Source organism: Varibaculum sp. GTC20041, from assembly GCF_055387755.1.
Genome location: NZ_AP041144.1, coordinates 2,015,685 through 2,032,828, shown reverse-complemented (window position 1 = coordinate 2,032,828; position 17,144 = coordinate 2,015,685). Strand labels below are relative to the sequence as shown.

Genomic DNA, 17,144 nt, shown 5'->3' with positions numbered 1-17,144 from the left:
CAGGGAAGAGAAGGTAAGAGTCGATTATGGATGCAAATAAATTCGATCAACTACATATCGGCATGGCGACCGCCGAGGGCGTGGCTGAATGGTCATTCGGGGAAGTCAAGAAGCCGGAAACTATTAACTACCGCACCCTGAAGCCGGAAAAGGATGGCCTGTTCTGTGAACGCATTTTCGGTCCTACCCGGGATTGGGAATGTGCTTGCGGTAAATACAAGCGGGTGCGCTATAAGGGCATCGTTTGTGAACGCTGTGGGGTAGAGGTTACTCGCTCGAAGGTGCGCCGCGAACGCATGGGTCATATTGAGTTGGCTGCCCCGGTTACCCATATTTGGTATTTCAAGGGCGTGCCCTCCCGTTTGGGTTACCTGCTGGATCTCGCGCCGAAAGACCTGGAGAAGGTCATTTATTTCGCGGCCTATATGATTACTGAGGTCGACGAGGACGCGCGTCACCAGGATCTACCGAATCTAGAAAACGAGCTCAGCCTGGAAAAACAGCGTTTGTCTGAACGCTTCGAGGCGCAAATCATGGCTCGCCAGGAAAAACTGGAAAAAGATTTGGCGGCCTTAGAAGCCAAGGATGCTAAGAACGCTGAAAAGGAAAAGATCCGCAAAGCCGCCGATAAAGAGGTCACTCAAATGCGGCGCAAGCTCGATCGCGAGCTGACTCGCCGGGACGAGGTATTCACCCGCTTCAAAGAACTGCAGGTAGGTGACCTAGAGGGCGACGAGCGGCTTTACCGCGACTTGGAGATGCGCTATGGCATTTACTTTAAGGGCGATAAGGGCGCGCAAGCAGTCCAAAAGCGCTTGCAGGACTTTGACTTAGAGGCTGAGGCTGAAAAGCTGAAAGAGGAAGTGGAGACCGGAACCGGTCAGCGCAAGACTCGCGCCCTGAAACGACTGAAAGTGGTTTCTGCTTTCTTGCAGACCGGGAATAAACCGGATTCGATGGTGCTAGATCGCATCCCGGTGATTCCTCCGGATCTGCGTCCGATGGTGCAGCTAGACGGAGGGCGCTTTGCGACCTCGGATCTGAACGATCTGTACCGCCGGGTGATTAATCGTAATAACCGTTTAAAGCGGCTGCTGGATTTGGGTGCTCCCCAGATCATCGTGAATAACGAAAAGCGGATGCTGCAGGAATCGGTGGATGCCCTGTTCGATAATGGTCGGCGCGGACGTCCGGTGACTGGCCCGGGTAATCGCGCGCTGAAGTCCCTGTCCGATATGCTCAAGGGCAAGCAGGGTCGTTTCCGTCAGAACCTACTGGGTAAGCGGGTTGACTATTCTGGTCGTTCGGTGATCGTGGTCGGTCCGCAGCTCAGGCTGCACCAGTGCGGTTTGCCTAAGCAGATGGCTTTGGAGCTGTTCAAGCCGTTCGTAATGAAACGGCTGGTGGAGCGGCAGGAAGCTCAGAACGTTAAGGCCGCGAAGCGGATGGTGGAGCGCCAGCGTCCGCAGGTGTGGGACGTACTCGATGAGGTAATCACCGAGCATCCGGTGTTGCTGAACCGTGCACCTACTTTGCACCGTCTCGGTATTCAGGCTTTCGAGCCGATCCTGATTGAGGGTAAAGCTATCCAGTTGCACCCGCTAGCTTGTGGCGCGTTCAACGCGGACTTCGATGGTGACCAGATGGCTGTTCACCTGCCGCTGGGCGCAGAAGCGCAAGCGGAGGCACGGATTTTGATGCTGTCTTCGAATAACATTTTGAAGCCGGCTGATGGACGCCCGGTAACTATGCCTTCCCAGGACATGGTGATTGGTATTTACCACTTGACTTCGGATCCCGATCCGTCGCTACCGGTTCCGACCGATGAGGACGGAAACCCGGTTACCCCCAAGTTCTCTTCACTGGGTGAAGCCATTATGGCTTATGACCAGAATCGCCTGGACATTAACGCTAAGGCGTTGATCCGTTTTGAGCCGGGCACAGTCCCGCCCAAGGATTGGCAGGCTCCGGAAGGCTTCGAAGAGGGCGATCCGGTAGAGTTTGAAACCTCCATTGGGCGTTGCTTCTTTAACGAGGCGCTGCCGGTTTCTTACCCGTTCGTAAACGAGCAGGTTGATAAGAAAGGACTGTCCCGGATTGTCAACACTTTGGCGGAACGTTACGACAAAGGTAATGTGGCGGCGTCTTTGGATGCATTGAAAGAGACCGGTTTCCACTGGGCAACCTGGTCGGGTACTACTATCGGTTTCGCTGACGTGGTAGAACCACCAGTTAAGGCGAAGATTCTAGCCGAGTATGACGAAAAGGCCACCCAGGTTCAAGAGGACGCCGATCTCGGTTTGATTACCGCCCAGGATCGCTACAACGAACTGGTGGATTTGTGGACCGAATGTACGGCTAAAGTTGCCGAGGCAATGCGGGAGAACTTCCCGGCTCGTAACCAGGTGAACCGGATGGTTTCTTCTGGTGCTCGTGGTAACTGGGATCAGATCCGGCAGATTTCCGGTATGCGTGGCCTGGTGGCTGACCCGAAGCAGAAGCTGATTGAGCAGCCGATTAAATCGAACTATCGCTCCGGTCTGTCGGTGCTCGAATACTTCATTGCTACTCACGGTGCTCGTAAAGGTTTGGCTGATACCGCGTTGCGTACGGCAGACTCGGGTTATTTGACCCGTCGTCTGGTGGACGTTTCTCAGGACGTTATTGTGCGCGAACAGGACTGTGGTACTCGCCGCGGCCTGGTACTGCCCATTGGTAAGGCCGGTGAAAACGGCCAGGTTTACAAGCTGGATATCGTAGAGACCACCGCCTATGGTCGTACCTTGTCTAAGGACGTTACCGATAAGGACGGCAACTTGGTGTTTGCGAAGGGTACCGATGTGGGTGACGCCGAGATTGACGTTTTGATCGAGGCGGGAGTCACCGAGATTCCGGTGCGTTCCGTTTTGACCTGTGAGTCCGAAGCCGGCACTTGTGCGTCTTGTTACGGACGTTCACTGGCTACCGGTAAACGGGTTGATATTGGCGAGGCCGTGGGGATTATTGCTGCCCAGTCGATTGGGGAGCCCGGTACCCAGCTGACGATGCGTACCTTCCACACCGGTGGTGCCGCGGGCGCTGCTGATATTACTCAGGGTTTGCCGCGTGTACAGGAGCTATTCGAGGCTCGTACCCCCAAGGGTGAAGCTTTGATTACCGAGGCCGCCGGGCGCGTCAAGGTGGTTGATGAACCGGGTGAACCGCGCCATTTGGTAGTGGTGCGTGATGATGGTCAAGATGATCTGATTATTGACGCTCCGCGCCGGATGAAGCTGATTATTTCTGATGGTGACCATGTAGAGGTAGGCGAGCAGCTGACTGAGGGTCGTCTAGATCCGAAGAAGGTACTGCGGATTTTGGGCGTTAACTCCACCCAAAAACAGCTGGTCAACGAGGTGCAAGAGGTTTACCGTTCGCAGGGCGTAGATATTCACTCCAAGCATATTGAAGTGATTGTGCGCCAGATGTTGCGGCGGGTAACCGTGCTGAAGTCGGGCGACACTGACCTGTTGCCGGGTACTTTGGTGGATTCGATTCGGTTCCGCTCGATTAACCGCAAGGTAGTTTCCGAGGGCGGAGAGCCAGCTGCGGCTCGTCCGGAACTGATGGGGATTACCAAGGCATCGCTGGCTACCGATTCTTGGTTGTCGGCAGCTTCCTTCCAGGAGACTACGAAGGTGCTAACTGATGCCGCGATGGCGGCGAAGAAGGATCCGCTGGTAGGCCTGAAGGAGAACGTGATTATCGGTAAGCTGATTCCGGCTGGTACCGGTCTGTCGATGTTCCGTGATGCTAGTGTGGAGCCTACTGAGGAAGCGATGGCCAAGATGGGTTGGTCTGCTGATGACTTTAAGATTCCCGATATTGATGACGACTTTTTGGCGGGCATTAATTTCGAAGATTCTTTTGGTCTGAATCTCTAATCTAAATAGTTGAGTTCCTTCCGGGGGCTTGCCTAGCGTATTGAGCTAGGCAAGCCCCCGTGGCTTTTAGCTGGGGGTTTAGAGTATAGAACTAGACCAACAGTCAGTTATGACCAAGTTCGCAATAAAAATGAGATTATCACCTTGCTTTAATCTTACCGATTGGTAAGATTTCAGTATGAGTATGAGTCGAAAAAAGAACATTTTGGTAGCCACCTTAACGATGGTGGGTCTGGCACTAGGGGGACTATTTGCAGTCTCAGGCAGCCAGAACGTGCAGGCGGCGGACCGCACTCCTACGGTACGCGAATGCCGGGTAATGCATAATCAGGTAGCTAAAGGGCAACCCATCACCAATATAGATACCTTCTTGATTGGGGCTACCAGCGCTGATTCTTATACTTTGTCACTGTATCTGGGGGACACAAAGTTCCGGCCGGCGATTGACGCCGCCACCAAGATGTGGACCGAACGTAGCGGTGGGAAAATCAAGTTTAAATACGTGGACTCGATGGCTAACCGCCCGGTGCGGGTAATTGATTCGCCCTATTCCGAGGGCAAAGCGATCGGTACTGCCTATGCCGCGCAGCGGCTGCTGTATCTGCGTCTTGACCGTAGCGGTTGGCTGACTCAGGTTTCTACAGTTGCCCACGAAATCGGGCATCTTTTGGGTCTCGACCACACCTGTAAAGGCGATTTAATGGCCGCCGGCATGGCGGGAGTTAAAGACTTCAAAAACCCGATTAGTGATGCTGACGTTTCCTTGGCATTGCAGGGTTTGGAAAAGCATCTCGGATACCCGGCGGGATCGGAACCGGCTGAACCGACACCGGATCCCACTACGGAGGCACCTCAGCCCAGCGAGGATCCGACAACCGAGGCACCCGAGCCGACTGCGGATCCAGATCCTAGTGAAACTGCTGAACCCAGCGAAGAGCCCACCAGCGAACCTACGAGCGAACCGACTCAGCCGGAGGTTCCCAGTGAAACTGCGCAGCCAACCCCGGATCCAACTACTGAGGAACCCCAGCCAACCCCGGATCCGACTACTCCGGCTCCCGAGCCCACCACGGATCCGCAGCCGAGCGTAGAACCTACTACCCCGGAACCTACCTTTACGGAGGCTCCGCTTCCGGATGAGCCGCCTACTGCGGTACCAGAGCCGACGACCCAGCCGGATGAGCAAGGCGATGACTCCGATAGCTTTGTAGTGAAAGTGCGGGTATTTTTCGTGCGAGTATTCTCTTGGTTCGGCGGATTCTTCCGCTCCATCTTCTCCTAGAGTTCTATATATAAGTTGAGCCCGCCGTAAACCCGGCGGGCTCAACTTTTGTCATTAGCTAGCGTCTAAACTTCCTATCGCTAGTTTGTGCTCCCAGTTCGGCTTCAATCTCATGGGTGCCATCTTGGCGTAGCACCGTGAGTTTAACTTTGTCTCCGGGGTTGTACCAGCGTACATAGCCAGTTAGCGCCACTCCGGATCCCACCTGGAAGTCATCGATCTTGGTAATCAAATCGCCTTCCTTTAAGCCGGCGCGATCAGCGCCCGAGCCGCGAACTACCGTGGAAACCCGCGCTCCCATCCGGGACTCGCCCCCGATCTTGGCAACCGCGGTGTCGATCGTGACTCCCAACATCGCGTGAGTAACTTTTCCGGAAGTAATGATCTGGTCGGCAACGTTACGAACTAGATTCACCGGAATCGCGAAACCAATCCCAATCGAGCCCGCCTGACCGCCACTGGAGGATCCTAGGGAGGCGATCGAGGAAGTAATCCCAATAACCTTCCCGGAGGCATCGAAAAGGGGGCCGCCAGAGTTACCGGGGTTGATCGCGGCATCGACTTGGATAGCGTTAGTAACTACCTGCTGGCCAGCACCGGAACGGTCATTCAGGCCGGGAATCTGTATCCCCGAACCTTCTGATTCTGATGATTGGGTGACTACTACTGGACGGTCGAGGGCAGAAATAATTCCGGTAGTAACGGTGTTTTCTAGTCCTAGCGGTGAACCAATGGCCGCTACTGGCTGAGCTACCCGCAAACCGGTGGAACTACCGAGCGCTGCCATCTGTAAATCCTTGGGAGGACTCACGAACTCTAGTACCGCCAAATCGGTAGAAGCATCGGAACCTAAAACTTTCGCGTCATAGATTTTCCCGTTAAATAGCTCGATCTGGACTTTTGCGTTGCCCGAAATCGCGGAGGCTACTACGTGGTAGTTGGTAATCACGTGTCCGGCCTCATCAAAAATCACCCCGGATCCGGTCTCTCCAGAATTACCGGAAGCTACCTGGATCGCTACCACTGAGGGCTGGACTGCTTTAGCTACTGCCTCCCAGTTGGTGTTCTTGGCGCTGGCTTGGGTGACCGGAGCCTCGGTCGCCACTTTCACCGGAGATTTACCCAGAGAGGTAGTACGTGAACCCCAATCGGAAGGCAGCAGCCATACACACAGGGCAGCGGCTACCGCAATCGCGATAGTTGCCAGCCAGCCTGGGCCACGTTTGGTTTTTTCTTTGCGTTTAGCCGGCATGGGGGATGGTTCCCAAGCGGGCTGTTCGGGGGGTAAAAATGATCCCTGGGGTGAGGGGGAGTAGGGGTAATCAGCGGTATCTGCCGCCGGTTGCCCGCCAAAGTCATTAGCGAAGGAACTGGTGGTTTGCGAGGGAGATGAGTCGTTAACCCCGAAGCTGTAAGGGGAGGAGCGATCCTCAGAAGCAGTCTGCCCAGTGGGGAAAGCTGGATCTGTTTGGGGACTGATCCCCCTGTACGAGGAGGTCGCCTCGCCGCTAACAGCTGGGGTGCCAGGTTGAATATCGGTGATCCTGCCGGTCAATTCGGGACGCGCCTCCTCGGCCTCGGCGGTATTAAAGTTGCCGGTGTTCCCGGGGCTTAGCGGCGGAAAACTGTCGCCGCTAGGTTCTGGGATTTCGCCGGGCCAGCCGGCGCTTTGCCAATCGTCCATTTCCCAGTCGTCAATCGGGTTATTACCGTTTTGGGGTTGGGTCGAATCATTGCTATTAGTCATGAATCTCGATCTCCTCTTATCTATTGTGTCCCCATATTGACACCAGCAACTGTTCCCACTCTGGATGTTTTCTGGATGTTTTCTGGATGCCAATTTGGTTTTGATTGAGCTACCGTCAGCTAACTACCGGCCGCAGTCTGCGGTTTTACCGGGGGCGCCGTTTCTTACGATTCTGCTGGCTGGGGCGAGATTTTTCCGGTTTTTCCGCATCCGCGGCTATCTGGTTTTGGTCTTTTTGATTCTCGCGGGGATTCTCGAAATTATCATCTTGCAGCTGCTCGCGGTACCAGGCCGGTGCCAGGCGAGTACCTCGGGAAGGCGCAAATCCTAGCTGGCGATAGTAGGCGCGCAGCCAAGCTGGCCGCAGCCCCTCCGGATAATACAGGTTGGTTAATCCCCAAATAATCCCTACCAGGCCGATAAATGCGCTGACTAAACAGATTGTCAGTAGCAGGTAGTTGACAGGTTTCGGCGTGGCGTTTGCGGGCAGGGTCGCTCCGATCGCCAAAAAGAATAACCCCAGAGCCGGCAGGAACACTAATACCCACCGTTCATCCAGAATCAGAATGCCGGAGCGAGAAACATCTTTCTTTTGTTTTGGGATCCAAAAACGCGTCCTCGCGCTCCCGTGGCGAATCCAGGCCGAACCGGCGAGCAGTAGCACTCCCATAACTAAGGCAACAATGTGATTCATGAAACTAGCCTAACCCGTTTGCCAGCTTCGCAAAGATCGCGCCCGAAATCGTGCCCGCGTTTTTCGGTAAGCAAAAAACCATCGACTTTACCTTGGGAGGTGCCTGGTTTTACAGATATTGGCTAGCTAGCTGCACAGTGTGGGGGCCGTAAGATCCTCCGAACAGGTTAGCGTGTACCGCCAACATGTGGATTTGATGCAAACCGATACGTTCTTGCCACCCGGAAGCTAGGGGAGAGACCTGGTTGTAGCTCTGATAGATCTCCTCCAGGTAGGGCTGTCCGAATACTCCCAGCGCCGCCAAATCAGTCTCCGCATGTCCGCCCGAAGGAGCCGGGTCAATCAACACCCCCACCACTGAAGGCAGGGCTTGATCGGGGGTAGCGCCTCGCCCTGCCAGGGCAGGAAAACGCTTTAAAGCTCCCGAGGGCGCCCACATTACGTTCCCGGTCCACAGGTCACCGTGGATCCTGGCGGCCTTAGTTTTTACGAGAGCCGGTTGGGGAACATCGAAGATTCCGTCCCGCAAACGCTCGGCCAGCCGTTCTAAAACTGCCGCTCCGGCCGGATCGATCGAACCATTGGCGAGGGCGGGTGGCAGGTTGGGCATAATCCGGTGATCAGCGAAAAACTCGCCCCAGTTTTGTCCGGCGTCCTCATAAATTAATTCGAGGCGGGAGCGACCCATGTAGCCGGGGCCCGAATAGCCTAGAGGAGGCTGACCAAACCAATCCGCTCCCCCCGCATGGGTAATCGCCAGTGCCTCCCCGAATGCCCGCGCCGCCTCGCTGGTGATAGCGGTAGAGGGGATTAGTTCGGTGTCTAAAAACCCGCGACCAGAAGCCGCAACCCGCGCCACGTGCGCCCCGCCTTTATCCATGGGCTCCGCCAGCCACTTTAGCCCCAGTTCTTCAAGCTCCAGAGCCTCGGGATGGCGATTATCAACCTTGTGGTAAACCTGCTCACTCATACCCCCATTGTGCCAGCTGGCTACCATTGTGGGCTAGCTCGCCAGATTTGGCGAGAAATACGCCTGGCAGTCTAGGCTTAAAGCATGACTCCAGAAGAACTAAGTGCCCTAATCCGCCAGATTCTTGTCACCCAGGCAGACGAAATCGGTTTAGACCCGGACGTTATCCCGGAAACCGTGAAAGTTGAGCGTCCCCGTTCACGCGATAATGGTGATTGGTCAACTAACGTGGCGATGCAGTTGGCAAAGAAAGCGGGTATGGCTCCGCGTGAGCTCGCCGCCAAGATTACCGACCAGCTTGACCAGGTAGCAGGCATCTCGAAAACCGAGGTGGCCGGGCCGGGCTTTGTAAATATCTGGCTGGGGGCGGCTGCTGCCGGGGCACTAGTTTCCACGATTTTGCAGGCCGGTAAACAGTACGGACACTGCGACGCTTTGAGTGGGCAAAACATCAACGTGGAGTATGTATCCGCCAACCCCACCGGCCCCATCCATTTAGGGGGAGGACGCTGGGCGGCCGTCGGCGACACCCTCAGCCGGATCCTGGCGACCAGCGGGGCAAAAGTTACTCGCGAATACTATTTCAATGACCACGGCGCCCAGATCACCCGCTTCGCCAAGTCACTTCTGGCGCGCTGGCAGGGCAAAGAGGTGCCCGAGGATGGTTACGGCGGGCAGTACGTCCTCGATATTGCCACTAAAGTGGCTGAGCGCGCTAAAGCAGAGGGCGTGCAACTAGCAGAGCTGCCGGAAGCGCAGGCGGAAGAATACTTCCGGGAAGCCGGCACCACCTTGATGTTTGGCGAGATCAAAGATTGTTTACATGATTTCCGCGCCGATTTTGATGTTTTCTTTCACGAGGACGAGCTACACACTTCCGGGGCAGTCACTGACGCGATCGAAGAGCTGCGCTCCCGCGGAGTAATCTACGAGCAAGACGGTGCTACCTGGCTGAAGTCCACTAAATATGGGGATGATAAAGACCGGGTGATATTAAAGTCCGATGGCGATCCCGCCTATTTTGCAGCCGATATTGCCTACTATCGGGACAAACAGCGTCGGGGAGCCACCCACGAAATCTTGATTCTGGGGGCTGACCACCACGGATATATCGACCGCATGTATGCCATGTGTGCGGCCTTTGGGGGTAACCCGGGGGAGAGCCTAGAGATCATTATCGGGCAGATGGTAAATCTGAAAGAAAACGGCGTGGAAGTAAAAATGTCGAAACGCGCCGGCACCGTGATCACCCTAGATGACCTGGTAGATGCGGTAGGAGTCGATGCTGCCCGCTATTCGTTGGTGCGGGTCTCGATGGATTCCACTGTCGATATTGACCTGAATTTGCTGCGCTCCCACACCAACGAAAACCCGGTTTACTATGTGCAATATGCTCATGCCCGCACCTGTTCGGTGGGGCGCAATGCCGATGAAGCCGGAGTGAAAGCCACTGGTGAATATGAGGCCTCCGCGCTGTCTAGCCAAGCCGATAAGGATCTGCTCGGGGTTTTGGCGCAATACCCGGCAGAGTTAAAACTAGCCGCGGAAGAACGAGAACCCCATCGGATTCCGCGCTACCTGGAGAAACTGGCGGCTGGCTATCACACTTGGTACAACCAGTGCCGGGTGATTCCCCGCTCCGGCGAAGAAATCACTGCGGCACATGTGGCACGCCGGCATCTGAATGAGGCCGTGCGGCAAGTGCTCGAAAATGGATTAGATCTTTGCGGAGTGGTAGCTCCCGAACGCATGTAATGGGAAGATAGGGGCATGGCAACCGTACCGACCACTAAGGCTGCGCGCGAGGAAGCGATCCGCGAAATCCTCAGCCAGCAGGAAGTCTCTAGCCAGTCGCAACTGCTGAGCCACTTGGCTGAACGGGGAATCCCTACCACCCAGGCCACTCTGTCGCGCGATCTTTTAGCGTTACGTGCCACCAAAGTGCGTGCTACCAGCGGGAAAACTATCTATATGCTGCCCGAACCCTACCCGGTGCGAGTGCGGCGAGGACAAGAAGATCCCGGTAATGAAAAGCTGGCTAAATGGTGTCAAGACCTGCTGGTATCGTCGGCAGTGGTACATAACCAGGTAGTGCTGCGCACCCCGGCGGCAGGAGCGCAGCTACTCGCGGGCGCGATCGATATGGCGTGGTTTGATGCCGTGCTCGGCTGCATTGCCGGTGACGATACTATCTTGGTTATCTGCAAAACCGATGAGGACGCCCAGTCCCTAAACGAGCTGTTCATGCAGTTCGTTACCGACTAGGTTGCCGAAATTGACTGCGCAAGGGCTAGGTTTTTCCTCCTGCCCAAGAATCCGGAAAACGTAGCGGCGTTTTCCGAATTCTTATGCCCACCGCGCCCACTCGGATAAAACCTAGCCCTCGCGCAGTACGTTCCCACCGCAACGCTAGTGTGTGAATCACATTAAATAAGCTGTCTCGGATTTGGAGGCCTTATTGGCTCTGTCTTAAACTGGGGTAGTTGCTAAGGCAACGGCAAATGCGCTCGTGGCTCAACGGATAGAGCATCTGACTACGGATCAGAAGGTTGCAGGTTCGAATCCTGTCGAGCGCGCCAAACCCCGTCCTCGTTGCGATCCAGCGGTGACGGGGTTTTTCCAATTCCCCGACTTAGGAACGCAGGGTTAAAAGGCGCAGGTACCCAAGTGTTATATCCCGTCTGTAAAGGCATTAAATCTTGAATATCGAGATTTAGGAAATTAGATACATCAACTAGCTCTGAAACGCTCCAACTGATTTTGCCTGAAATTTTCCGCGACATGGTTGGCTGACTAATTCCTATAAAACTAGCCAGCGCTGATTTAGTTTTTCCAGCTAGTTGCATATATTGCCCAACTGTCAGACCTACGGCCTGATCTGCGGTGAGAGTTGCCGCGCTAACTGCGGTACCTTGATTACCCATATCTCCATTATAGCAAAATATGCAAGATACGCAAGTTAAGCAATTGACTTTTAGATAATTTCATCTTTTACTTAAAGCATGAGTATGCATAATACGCAAGAAACAGAATATCTAACGGTTCGTGAGGCTGCGGCCTTGATTGGAGTTACGCCTGGCACTCTTAGGAAAAACGCGAATAAGAGAAAAGTGCGCCATTTCCGCGACAGTCTGAATGGGCGATTGTATTTTCTGCCAGAAGATCTACCAAAAGGGCTTGTTGAAGTATTGCCGAAGCGAGGCTCTGAATAGTTGTGGGATCGTTGGCTAGAGTTTTGAGTTTCCCCTCTGTGGTGGAGGGGTTTAGGCGCGCCTTGGTGTGCCTGGCCGGTACCGGGTATTTTGCACTTTCTCCCCGGTACCGGCTGTTCTTGTGTGTAAAGCCGCCAGCGGGGTGTGGTGTTGCGACTGTGTGTCGTGGTAGGCTCGCAGTAGGTGCTGAACACACCACCTTAAGCGGTCTGTCGCTTTCCCGTGAGAGCGGCTTTTTTGTATGGACTTGCGCGAGCAAGCCGGGTAGCGTCCTTGCTATAAAAGACCCTCCGGGGGAAGGCGGGAGGCCTGACTTAAGGCAGGTGTTCAAGTACCCGGCGCTGACTTGCTCTGAACAGGCCAGTCAGTGTCCCAGAACGAATTCCTTAAGTTGCGTGGGGGACGCTATGAAGCGTTGTTATTCTTACCTGCTTTTATTCTTGTGTGTTTTTAGGTTTGCGCGAGGTTCGCGCTTGATGGCCGGTACCGGGTATTTTGCACTTTCTCCCCGGTACCGGCTGTTTTCATGTGTAAAGCCACCCTCGAAAGGGGTGGTGTTTATAGGTTAGCCGTATTTGCTGTTTCTAGGGGTATTTCCCGTTTAGTTTCTCATTTTTATTTCACCTGGCTAGCGGTGTTTTAGCTGGTGGGTTAGGTTTTTGTATTCTTTTTGGAGTTTATCGTGTGTAAAGATTGCGGTGTTGTAGAGCTTGCTCAAGGCCTGGAAGAAGCTGCCCGCGCGTTGGTGCGTGGGGAAGTGGCGGTTTCTGGCAGGGCAGAAGTGTTAGTGGCTGCGGATATGGCTAGGGATGCTGCCGAGATATTACAGGGTGTGGCTGAGGGAGTTTTCGGCCCGCTGGTGAGTGTGGTTTCCCCTTGCCCAACCGCGCGTTGCCTGGGTGGTGTGTCATGAGGCTGACGGCCGGGGCTCCAACGTCTGTGTTGATTTCGTCTTTAGCGCGTTCTTATTGGGGCGTGCTGGACGGGGCGGAGTGGAGAGCTGCCCGGTCTATGTTGCAGGCGTTAACGCTGGCTCCGTCCTCTAAGAAAGAGATTGACCAGTTTGATAACGCGGGCAAGGTATTTACTACCGCTACCCAGTTGCAAAGGATTTCGGGGTATTGCGAGCGGTGGACCAGGATTGCTTTGCAAACCCTGGAGGAGATGGGGGTGATTCGGTGGACGCGGGGCATGATCGTTGCCGGTAATCCTACTTCGTCCTTGTTCGTCGTGATTAAGAAACGGTTAGTAGACCTGATTACTTTTGCGCGGCCGCGTTCTAAGCGGATTGATGAGGAGAACCGTAATAAGTTTATTGCCCGGCTTGCGGATATTTTGCGGCGGCGTCGTGGTAAGGACGGGGAGGCGCGTACCCCCGATAGTGTCCGGGTGCCATCCAGAGGGGCGGGCGGGGTAAAGACTAATGACTTGCAGGCGCGTTCTGCCTGCTCGCGCCATGCGGAAGCCACTGCTAGCCCCTCTAAGTCCTTAGGAGGGTACCCGGCTGGCCGGGTGCCCCGCGTAAGAAAGAGATTGTTCCGCTCACCCGATGAGGACAAGCGCGAAGCGCTTGATTTGTTTAACGCGTCGGCTAACAGCGTTAATAGTTCGTCGGCGCTGTCACCTGCAAGTATAGAAGATTTTGTTAGCAATTATGAGGAGTTAGGAATGTTGCCAGCTATGCCAGAAGCTCACCTTGACCGCCTACCGGACATTTGTCCACATGGTGAATACAATCCAGCGCAGTGCTCCTTATGCGTGGATGCTACCAGGAATAAGAATGAGATGGAGAACTGGAGGCGCCGGGTAGCACAAGACCCGGCCTATAAGAGAGCAGAAGAAGCCGGGGCTTTCGAGGTGGCGGTGTTTGTGGATGAGGGAGGTTCTGAATCCCGGCAGTCGTTGAGTGTTGCGGATGCGCGGGAGGTTGCCTGGTTTTTTACCCCGGCAGTACTTGGCGTTAATGAATCAGCGGTTGGTAATGAAAAACACTGGCGCGAGCAGGCAAAACGGATACTAGCCGATCATGGACAAGTGTTTGATCAAGCGATTTTGGCGGGCGAGTCAGTGTCGCAATCGCTTAGAAAAGCCGTGCGGGCTGGTGATAGTCGTGGCTGCTAAGAGGTTTCATCCGGGTAGTTTCCGCCGGGCGGTGTGGGAAGTGGAAGATGCTCCCACAGCACGGTTTGTGGCTTTGGTTTTATCTGTTTTGGCAGATAAAGCGGGTTTTGTGGAACAGCCAGTGTTTCGGGTGGCCGAGATTACCGGCTACAGCGTGCGCACCGTGCAGCGCGTGCTTTCCCGCCTGGTTGGTGCAGGTGTGGTTGAGCAGTTCGGATTGAGATTTGGCGCGGTGCGGTTGATTGACGGGCTGGGAGAGCGAGGTGGCGTGAATGTCTGTGCAGGCAGCAAGCTGGGTTAGCTTGCAGCAGGGCTTATCCAAGCATGCTAGGGCTGGCCTATTCGAGCTTGCCCGCTGGGTGGACTCACGCGGGGTAGCCCTTGGGGTTTCCAAGGAATACGTGGCTCAAGCCACCGGGTACTCTGTCAGTTCCATCTCGCGTGCGTGGGTATGGCTACAAAACGCGGGTTTACTTGAGATTTCCCAAAACTGGGTGGCGGGTCTTAGTGGGTCGATCACGGTTTCCCGGATGGGAATGCATATCCTGCCGCAGGTGGAGCCAGCACTGGTGCTACCGGTAGAGGACTATAAGTTTATCGGGGTAACTAAGCGTGACCCGCTTCAACTGGCGTTGCGTCTAGCTCATGAACGCTGCTGGGATGATGCTGCCCGTGCCACGGTGGTTAATGAGCTATCGCGCGGTCTAGCTGAGAGGTGCAAGTTCGTGTCGGCTAGTCTTTTGGCGCAGGCATGGGAGTCTGTTCGGGTACTTCGCGCCGATATTATCTCCTCAGCTGATCCGTGGCGGATCGTTTTGCTGGATGCTTTCCGGAAGATGCAGGCAGAGAAAGATTCCCAAAAGCGCAGCCCGCTACTTTTGGGTGATGTGGAACTTTCAGACCTAGAGTTTGCCCGTAAAGTCGCAGTACCAGTAGCGAGCGGCCTGGATGCTAACGATCTTGTAGATTTCGAGGTTTTACTGGCTTCGCGACCGCTAGTAGCACTGGTGCTGGTCTTAATAGAGGGCGGCACGCCCGCTCCCTTGGCCTGGTCAGGCACGCTAAGGGTAGTGCAAATAGCGGCAGCGAATAAGCCAGCACACCGCTACCAAAAGGTTAAAGAAGATCGACTATTGGCCGGTATGGGCGTAATGCCAAAACAGGCTGAGGAATGGATGCGATTGGTAGTTGGTGCGCGCGGGGCGGGCAGTAAAACGCTGGTTCCCGATGGTGCCGAAAAAGCAACCGGGCTTGCCACCTGGCTAGGGCAGGTTCGCGCAGCATAACGGGTGTGTGAGGGAAGTCATAGGGCTGGTGTTACCAGGGTGTCACTGTGACACCCTGGTATTCGGGCGCGAGTGTGATAGGTCACAGTAGGGCTTATGGGTTTTCATCCTTGCCACCACCCTGCCGGTAAATCTTAATAGAAGTGACCAAAAAATATGCAGCCTAACTGGTGGCATTAGAAGGCACTTTAAGTGTGCGTCCGTGGTGGTAACGGGATTGGGAGGAACTGTGAGTAGTGCAGTGCTGGGAATAGCTGGACTGGCAATGATTTTATTATCCCCGATTTGTTACATGTTTAAGGCGCCCCTTATCAGTGTGGCGTTAGCAATCGCGGGTTGGGGGCTACTTATCGGTTTAGCCTGGATAGTTGAGGGGAACTAATGATTAGAATATTTTTGGCGTTCATGGTGGCAGCATCTTTGCTTGCTTGCCCGGTGTTGCTACTAATGGATCAGTTGTATGTGGCTGCTTGTCTTGGGGTTGTGGGAATAGTGCTTGCCGTGGCGCTGTTGGTTAGCGCAGGAGAAAACCATAAATAAAAGGTTTGAAGCAACCGTCAGTCAGTGTGAGAGAGGTCATAGGGTGTGGTGTTACCAGGGTGTCACTGTGACACCCTGGTATTCGGGCGCGAGTGTGATGGGTCACAGGGGTTTTAGTGGGATGGTTTCCACGATTTTCCCGCCACCCATGTGTGGCGGAGCGGCGGGCATTGGTGTTTGCTCGGGCGCAGCCTCGCTAGTGGGTTGCGGGTTTCCTTCTTGAGGGATGATCGCTGGCCAGGTGCCTTCCCTAGTGGTTATGGTGCAGGGGATGGGGCTGTCCCAGGCTTTGGCTTTGGTTTGTATTTCGGCTATTGCGTCTTTTAGTGTTGCGTGGGTTTTGGTGATGCCGCGCAGATTCGTAGTGTAAGTGCCGTTTGGCTGGATTTGGATATCTGCCGGATGTTGGTTCTCTGTTTCCATTATTTTTCCTTCCTTTAGGTATGGGCGCTGCCAGTTTTATATAGGTGGGGTGCCGGGCGGTCTTTATATAGGCGTGGAAGAAGGGTTTTCAGGGCTTCCAGCGGAGATTGCTTTTGCGTTGGAGCCGCCAGCACCTAGCCCGGTGCCTTCTGAGATTGTTCAGGAGGAGCCGGGCAGATTTTTGCTGCCCGATCCGGCGCACTCAGCGCAGGTCGGTCCCTCCCGGTTTGAGGCGGTTGCCGCGCCGGGTGTGGTGTTAGCGGCTCATGGTGGGTCGCGTTCTTCTTCTCTTGGGTATTGGCTTGGTCTGCCGGTGCTTGATCCGGGAGTGTTTCCACAATCCGTGTTCCCGGTTATAGGGCTGGTGGCCTGTTCCGCTTCGGCTTATGGCTTGGAGCGGGCTTCAAAGGCGGCGCAGGTGTGGTCATCGGGTCGCGGCGGCGCGGTCAGTGAGTTATTTCTGGTTGCCACCTGTACGGTTCCTGGCCGGGTTTCCAGGGAAGTGAAGGCTCTTTTCAAGCTGGTTGGGGGCGCTTTTAGTGAAGCGTTTTTGGTGCCATTTTCTGAGGAGTGTTACTCGGTGGCCTCGGTGGAGGGGCTGGCGGCACCAAAGAAGGTTTTGAAGATCAAACATTTGATTGAAAGGAAGAATAAATGATTGTTGATGGTATCAACGTGGTTACTCATGTGGCGAGCGTGTTGGGTGCTGCGGCTCCGGATGTTCCGGCGGTTAATCCTCCGGGTTGGGATAAGTTCTTAACTCTTGGCGGGTGGGTTAAGTCTATTGTTACTTTGCTTGCGGTTATTGGTTTCTTGATTGCGGGCGCGATGTTGGCTTTGCAGGATGAGAACAGGTCTGCTGGTGCTACGAAGCGTCTGGGTCTTGCTATGGGGGCTTGCGTGATTATTGGTGTGGCCACGCAAATAGTTTCCGCGCTCATGTAGG

The 17,144-nt window shown here is 54.8% G+C and carries 18 protein-coding genes and 1 tRNA gene; 14 read left to right on the top strand and 5 right to left on the bottom strand.

Annotated features, from left to right (window positions below; all coding sequences use genetic code 11):
• Window positions 1-23: 23 nt before the first annotated feature.
• A complete protein-coding gene (locus tag ACZ5BI_RS08890; RefSeq protein ID WP_464896801.1) occupies window positions 24-3,923 on the top strand; it encodes a DNA-directed RNA polymerase subunit beta' in 3,900 nt (1,299 codons plus the stop codon).
• A gap of 178 nt (window positions 3,924-4,101) precedes the next feature.
• On the top strand, window positions 4,102-5,205 hold the full coding sequence (locus tag ACZ5BI_RS08885) for a hypothetical protein (protein ID WP_464896227.1): 1,104 nt from the start codon (window positions 4,102-4,104) through the stop codon (window positions 5,203-5,205).
• A gap of 58 nt (window positions 5,206-5,263) precedes the next feature.
• On the opposite strand, the gene ACZ5BI_RS08880 is transcribed toward ACZ5BI_RS08885, so the two are convergent.
• The 3 genes from ACZ5BI_RS08880 to ACZ5BI_RS08870 all read right to left on the bottom strand — a co-directional run bounded on the left by ACZ5BI_RS08880 (window position 5,264) and on the right by ACZ5BI_RS08870 (window position 8,616).
• Complete coding sequence (locus ACZ5BI_RS08880) at window positions 5,264-6,952, bottom strand: S1C family serine protease (RefSeq protein ID WP_464896226.1); 1,689 nt, start codon at window positions 6,950-6,952, stop codon at window positions 5,264-5,266.
• A gap of 145 nt (window positions 6,953-7,097) precedes the next feature.
• Entirely contained in the window at window positions 7,098-7,646 is a 549-nt protein-coding gene (locus ACZ5BI_RS08875) for a hypothetical protein (RefSeq protein ID WP_464896225.1), read from the bottom strand.
• A 109-nt stretch (window positions 7,647-7,755) separates the two neighbouring features.
• Window positions 7,756-8,616, bottom strand: coding sequence for a fructosamine kinase family protein (locus tag ACZ5BI_RS08870; protein WP_316087346.1), 861 nt, complete (start codon window positions 8,614-8,616; stop codon window positions 7,756-7,758).
• 84 nt (window positions 8,617-8,700) lie between these two features.
• Here ACZ5BI_RS08870 and argS point away from each other — a divergent pair, with 84 nt between their 5' ends.
• The 3 genes from argS to ACZ5BI_RS08855 all read left to right on the top strand — a co-directional run bounded on the left by argS (window position 8,701) and on the right by ACZ5BI_RS08855 (window position 11,195).
• Window positions 8,701-10,371, top strand: a complete 1,671-nt coding sequence (gene argS, locus ACZ5BI_RS08865; protein WP_464896224.1) for an arginine--tRNA ligase — start codon at window positions 8,701-8,703, stop codon at window positions 10,369-10,371.
• A gap of 15 nt (window positions 10,372-10,386) precedes the next feature.
• The gene (locus ACZ5BI_RS08860) at window positions 10,387-10,881 is read left to right on the top strand and encodes an arginine repressor (protein ID WP_278609316.1); all 495 of its coding nucleotides are present in this window, start codon (window positions 10,387-10,389) and stop codon (window positions 10,879-10,881) included.
• Between the two features lie 238 nt (window positions 10,882-11,119).
• A tRNA-Arg gene (locus ACZ5BI_RS08855) sits at window positions 11,120-11,195 on the top strand.
• Here ACZ5BI_RS08855 and ACZ5BI_RS08850 read toward each other — a convergent pair.
• Entirely contained in the window at window positions 11,151-11,462 is a 312-nt protein-coding gene (locus tag ACZ5BI_RS08850) for a helix-turn-helix domain-containing protein (protein ID WP_464896800.1), read from the bottom strand. The two genes, ACZ5BI_RS08855 and ACZ5BI_RS08850, sit on opposite strands and share 45 nt — an antisense overlap.
• Before the next feature lie 156 nt (window positions 11,463-11,618).
• On the opposite strand from ACZ5BI_RS08850, the gene ACZ5BI_RS08845 reads away from it, so the two are divergent.
• The 7 genes from ACZ5BI_RS08845 to ACZ5BI_RS08815 all read left to right on the top strand — a co-directional run bounded on the left by ACZ5BI_RS08845 (window position 11,619) and on the right by ACZ5BI_RS08815 (window position 15,775).
• Entirely contained in the window at window positions 11,619-11,828 is a 210-nt protein-coding gene (locus ACZ5BI_RS08845; protein WP_278338821.1) for a helix-turn-helix domain-containing protein, read from the top strand.
• A gap of 682 nt (window positions 11,829-12,510) precedes the next feature.
• Complete coding sequence (locus ACZ5BI_RS08840) at window positions 12,511-12,741, top strand: hypothetical protein (RefSeq protein ID WP_464896223.1); 231 nt, start codon at window positions 12,511-12,513, stop codon at window positions 12,739-12,741.
• Window positions 12,738-13,949 carry a hypothetical protein gene (locus ACZ5BI_RS08835; protein ID WP_464896222.1) on the top strand — a complete coding sequence of 404 codons (1,212 nt, stop codon included), beginning with the start codon at window positions 12,738-12,740 and terminating at the stop codon, window positions 13,947-13,949. Before ACZ5BI_RS08840 ends, ACZ5BI_RS08835 begins: the two co-directional genes overlap by 4 nt.
• Window positions 13,939-14,250, top strand: coding sequence for a hypothetical protein (locus ACZ5BI_RS08830; RefSeq protein WP_464896221.1), 312 nt, complete (start codon window positions 13,939-13,941; stop codon window positions 14,248-14,250). Before ACZ5BI_RS08835 ends, ACZ5BI_RS08830 begins: the two co-directional genes overlap by 11 nt.
• Complete coding sequence (locus ACZ5BI_RS08825; protein ID WP_464896220.1) at window positions 14,222-15,235, top strand: hypothetical protein; 1,014 nt, start codon at window positions 14,222-14,224, stop codon at window positions 15,233-15,235. Before ACZ5BI_RS08830 ends, ACZ5BI_RS08825 begins: the two co-directional genes overlap by 29 nt.
• Window positions 15,236-15,464: 229 nt before the next feature.
• Complete coding sequence (locus ACZ5BI_RS08820; protein ID WP_464896219.1) at window positions 15,465-15,617, top strand: hypothetical protein; 153 nt, start codon at window positions 15,465-15,467, stop codon at window positions 15,615-15,617.
• Window positions 15,617-15,775 (top strand): hypothetical protein, encoded by a 159-nt coding sequence (locus ACZ5BI_RS08815; RefSeq protein ID WP_464896218.1) that lies wholly within the window; start codon window positions 15,617-15,619, stop codon window positions 15,773-15,775. Before ACZ5BI_RS08820 ends, ACZ5BI_RS08815 begins: the two co-directional genes overlap by 1 nt.
• Window positions 15,776-15,877: 102 nt before the next feature.
• Here the strand turns inward: ACZ5BI_RS08815 and ACZ5BI_RS08810 are convergent, their stop codons facing one another.
• Window positions 15,878-16,198 (bottom strand): hypothetical protein, encoded by a 321-nt coding sequence (locus ACZ5BI_RS08810; RefSeq protein WP_464896217.1) that lies wholly within the window; start codon window positions 16,196-16,198, stop codon window positions 15,878-15,880.
• Window positions 16,199-16,247: 49 nt separating this feature from the next.
• Here ACZ5BI_RS08810 and ACZ5BI_RS08805 point away from each other — a divergent pair, with 49 nt between their 5' ends.
• Window positions 16,248-16,856, top strand: coding sequence for a hypothetical protein (locus ACZ5BI_RS08805; protein WP_464896216.1), 609 nt, complete (start codon window positions 16,248-16,250; stop codon window positions 16,854-16,856).
• Entirely contained in the window at window positions 16,853-17,143 is a 291-nt protein-coding gene (locus tag ACZ5BI_RS08800) for a hypothetical protein (RefSeq protein ID WP_464896215.1), read from the top strand. The genes ACZ5BI_RS08805 and ACZ5BI_RS08800 overlap by 4 nt, the downstream gene beginning before the upstream one ends.
• Window position 17,144: the final 1 nt, after the last annotated feature.

What these genes read in the sequence shown, in the direction of transcription:
- ACZ5BI_RS08850 (WP_464896800.1), bottom strand. Translation starts at nt 11,462, where the DNA reads ATGCAACTAGCTGGAAAAACTAAATCAGCGCTGGCTAGTTTTATAGGA.
- ACZ5BI_RS08810 (WP_464896217.1), bottom strand. Translation starts at nt 16,198, where the DNA reads ATGGAAACAGAGAACCAACATCCGGCAGATATCCAAATCCAGCCAAAC.
- ACZ5BI_RS08870 (WP_316087346.1), bottom strand. Translation starts at nt 8,616, where the DNA reads ATGAGTGAGCAGGTTTACCACAAGGTTGATAATCGCCATCCCGAGGCT.
- ACZ5BI_RS08825 (WP_464896220.1), top strand. Translation starts at nt 14,222, where the DNA reads ATGTCTGTGCAGGCAGCAAGCTGGGTTAGCTTGCAGCAGGGCTTATCC.
- ACZ5BI_RS08860 (WP_278609316.1), top strand. Translation starts at nt 10,387, where the DNA reads ATGGCAACCGTACCGACCACTAAGGCTGCGCGCGAGGAAGCGATCCGC.
- ACZ5BI_RS08880 (WP_464896226.1), bottom strand. Translation starts at nt 6,952, where the DNA reads ATGACTAATAGCAATGATTCGACCCAACCCCAAAACGGTAATAACCCG.
- ACZ5BI_RS08800 (WP_464896215.1), top strand. Translation starts at nt 16,853, where the DNA reads ATGATTGTTGATGGTATCAACGTGGTTACTCATGTGGCGAGCGTGTTG.
- ACZ5BI_RS08815 (WP_464896218.1), top strand. Translation starts at nt 15,617, where the DNA reads ATGATTAGAATATTTTTGGCGTTCATGGTGGCAGCATCTTTGCTTGCT.
- ACZ5BI_RS08875 (WP_464896225.1), bottom strand. Translation starts at nt 7,646, where the DNA reads ATGAATCACATTGTTGCCTTAGTTATGGGAGTGCTACTGCTCGCCGGT.
- ACZ5BI_RS08885 (WP_464896227.1), top strand. Translation starts at nt 4,102, where the DNA reads ATGAGTATGAGTCGAAAAAAGAACATTTTGGTAGCCACCTTAACGATG.
- argS (WP_464896224.1), top strand. Translation starts at nt 8,701, where the DNA reads ATGACTCCAGAAGAACTAAGTGCCCTAATCCGCCAGATTCTTGTCACC.
- ACZ5BI_RS08845 (WP_278338821.1), top strand. Translation starts at nt 11,619, where the DNA reads ATGAGTATGCATAATACGCAAGAAACAGAATATCTAACGGTTCGTGAG.
- ACZ5BI_RS08835 (WP_464896222.1), top strand. Translation starts at nt 12,738, where the DNA reads ATGAGGCTGACGGCCGGGGCTCCAACGTCTGTGTTGATTTCGTCTTTA.